General features: G+C 40.4%; 4 protein-coding genes. All 4 read left to right on the top strand.

Annotated features, from left to right (window positions below; genetic code table 11):
• The first annotated feature begins 225 nt into the window (after positions 1–225).
• From ACFFHF_RS12075 to ACFFHF_RS12060, 4 genes are read left to right on the top strand one after another with little or no spacing between them, the layout of a single operon-like run.
• On the top strand, positions 226–747 hold the full coding sequence (locus tag ACFFHF_RS12075; protein ID WP_285852449.1) for a DUF6431 domain-containing protein: 522 nt from the start codon (positions 226–228) through the stop codon (positions 745–747).
• A gap of 40 nt (positions 748–787) precedes the next feature.
• Positions 788–2,143: a DDE-type integrase/transposase/recombinase gene (locus ACFFHF_RS12070; RefSeq protein WP_340905169.1), complete on the top strand. Its 1,356-nt coding sequence runs from the start codon at positions 788–790 to the stop codon at positions 2,141–2,143.
• Complete coding sequence (locus tag ACFFHF_RS12065; protein WP_251524396.1) at positions 2,136–2,936, top strand: ExeA family protein; 801 nt, start codon at positions 2,136–2,138, stop codon at positions 2,934–2,936. Before ACFFHF_RS12070 ends, ACFFHF_RS12065 begins: the two co-directional genes overlap by 8 nt.
• Complete coding sequence (locus tag ACFFHF_RS12060; protein ID WP_251524393.1) at positions 2,933–3,169, top strand: DUF5348 domain-containing protein; 237 nt, start codon at positions 2,933–2,935, stop codon at positions 3,167–3,169. Before ACFFHF_RS12065 ends, ACFFHF_RS12060 begins: the two co-directional genes overlap by 4 nt.
• Positions 3,170–3,284 lie beyond the last annotated feature (115 nt).

The raw sequence follows: 3,284 nt of genomic DNA, 5'->3' as shown, positions 1-3,284 counted from the left end.
TGTTATTGCCATCCCAAAATGACCGATAGTTGACGGTGTTGCCTGTCCAGAATTTGACGGTTATAATGTCCATGTGTGCATAATTCGAAACATTTTGACATTTATAATTCTGGAGAAAGGAAAAGACGCCTCCCATAATGTATATCTGCGCCAACAGATATACGGGAGACGTCCCCTAAAAAAACCATATGATTATTGTATCAGATTATAAACTAATTGAAAACAATGGAGTTTTTGGTTAGAGGTGCGGGGAGGATTCCTTCGCCCTGTTGCGGGAAAGACATGAGCGTAACTGGTACTAGGGAAAGAAAATCAAAAGAAAGTTCTGGAGAGACAAAAATATATAATATCCGGCGTTTAGGTTGTGATCAATGCGGCCGGATTCATCATGAATTACCAGATTTCTTAGTTCCATATAAGAGATATAAGGCAGAGTGTATAGAGTCGGTTCTTTCGAACCCTTCTACACATGATGTTCCAGCTGATGAATCTACTTTATTTCGTTGGTTTAAATGGTTTAATAATTTCGTAGATTACTGGGCAAATTGCCTCTTATCCATTGTGCTTCGAACCAAACAGGATAAGGTCCCTTTGAATTTGACGTCCGCAAATTCAGAGACTGCACTTCATAGAATAGGACGACTGGTTGGAAATGCCACCAGATGGCTGGAGAGAATTGTCCGTCCGATAGTGAATTTAAATTTATGGGTACATACCCGTTCTGCATTCTTGTCCGAAGATAGCTGATTTACACTCATGATAATCACATTTGTAAAGGAGTGTTATCATGAGAGATCAAAAAAAGGCAGAAGAAATCGCAGTACAAAGGTTCCAGCTTATTGCCCCTCTTTTGGCGGAAGGGCTAGATGCTGGAAAAGCAAAGGAATTGAAAAACCATATATGTAAGACCAGCGGTCTTTCTGAAAGGACAATTAGACGTTACCTTGAGCAGTATCGCAATGAAAGTTTTAAAGGGCTAAAGCCAAAAGGAATCCAGGGAAAAATGAAAAAAGAGGCCATTCCTCCGCATTTATTGGAACAAGCGATTCTCCTTCGAAAAGAAGCTCCTACTAGAAGTGTTGCACAAATTATTCAAATACTAGAGTGGGAGGGCTTAGCACAACCAGGGCAGCTAAAACGATCTACTCTTCAAGAAAAGTTAACTGAAAGAGGATACAGTTCTCGGCAAATGAGGCTCTACTCTCAATCAGGGGTAGCAGCCAGACGATTTCAAAAGCGTCACCGTAACCAGCTGTGGCAATCAGATATAAAATTTGGACCTTATTTACCCATTGGGCCAAATGGGATCAAGAAGCAGGTCTACTTAGTCGCTATAATAGACGACGCAACTCGATTTATTCTGCATGGAGCCTTCTATCCTACCCTTGATTCTAGGATTATAGAGGATGCTTTTCGAAATGCAATTCAAAAATATGGTGTCCCTGAAGCCGTTTACTTTGATAATGGAAAACAGTATCGAACCAAGTGGATGTCTCGTACTTGTTCTAAATTAGGGACAAGACTGATCTATGCAAAACCGTATGCGGCTGAGTCAAAAGGCAAAGTTGAACGCTTTAATAGAGTTGTAGATTCTTTTTTGGGTGAAGCTGCCCTTGATAAGCCTAATTCCTTAGATCGATTGAATGAGCTTTTTCAAGTATGGCTTTCAGAATGTTATCAAAATAAACCCCATTCTGGTCTTGATGAGAACATTAGCCCTGAAACTGCTTTTCGAAGCGATAAAAAAGCACTTCGATTTATTGATCCTGATAAACTAGCGAATGCTTTCTTGCATTGTGAGACGAGGAAAGTAGATAAGTCAGGGTGTATTAGTTTTATGGATCAGAAATATGAGGTTGGTCTTTCTTTTATTGGTCGTCAAGTAGATGTTGTCTATGATCCAGCGGATTTGGAGGAGCTAACAATTGAATATGAGGGTTATTCCCCTTGGAGAGCAAAAAAGCTTGTGATTGGAGAAAGATCTGGAAAGCGACCACCATTGCCTTCACACCTCCAGTCACCTGAAGCTGATTCTTCCAGATTACTTAAAGCTGCCGAACAGAAACACAAAGAAAGAAAAATCGAACAAGCTCCAGCCGTTTCTTTCCGTGCTGTTTGGAAGGAGGATGGCGAAGATGTTTGAGGGTTTTTATGGAATGAAACATACCCCTTTTACAAGAGATGTACCTACTACTCAACTTTATGATTCCATTACGATGCAAGAAGTTTTGGGCCGATTAAAGTATACGGCAGAGAGGCAGCTATTTGCCGTTTTAACTGGGGATTGCGGGACTGGGAAAACAACCACACTTAGGAAATTTGTAGATGGCCTTGATCAAGGGAAATATCAAGTGCTTTATTTATCCGATTCAAAACTAACACCAAGGCATTTTTATAAAGGTTTGTTAGAACAGCTAGGAGCGGAATCGAAGTTCTATAGAGGCGATGCCAAACGACAGCTTCATCGAGAAATTGAATTAATGAGAGGTATTCATGGAATTCAGCCTGTAGTTGTGGTTGATGAGTCACACCTATTAGATCGTGAAATGCTTGAAGAGGTCAGATTTTTACTCAACTTCAAGATGGATGCACAAAGCCCGATGGCTCTTATCCTTGTAGGACAAAGTGAATTATGGGATCGTCTGCGTCTTCAATCATACTCTGCCATACGTCAAAGAATCGATATTCAGTTTAAATTAAGTCACTATGATCGCGCACAAGTAGATGCATATGTCTCACGACATCTAGAATATGCAGGAATTGAACAACAAATCTTCTCAGATGGGGCATTGGAAGAAATTCATCGGTTTTCTGGGGGCACCCCACGGCTTATTAATAAAGTATGTACTCACAGCCTCCTGTATGGAGCTCAAAATGGGCGACGTATCATTGATGATCATATGATTAAGCATGTTATTCAGGGGGAACTGTCATGAGGAGCCGCTGGAAAGATATGAAGTATAATGAGGATCTCGATTGTTGGGTGGTCTTCTGGGGTGACAATACTGGTTACAAGGTGCGTTGTGGTGATTGGTTTGATCTTCACCTAGGAGATGGAAGGAAACTTTCTTGCCGTATGGAACTAGGAAGGGATTGGTATATTATCGTTGGTAGAAATGAAACAAAATTTTATTTAAAACAAAACGAAACCTATCAGGTTGATATTTAGATAAAGGGGAAGCTAAAGAAAGTTGTGGGCTTCCCCTTTCTTTCGGTCAATATTTCCGTCAGATTGTGGACAAATGCTTCTGACAATTTCTTGCCAAAATAAAACGTCAGTAACA

It is taken from the genome of Robertmurraya beringensis (genome assembly GCF_042433785.1).
GTDB lineage: Bacteria > Bacillota > Bacilli > Bacillales > Cytobacillaceae > Robertmurraya_A > Robertmurraya_A beringensis.
This window is presented reverse-complemented; position numbering and strand designations above follow the sequence as displayed.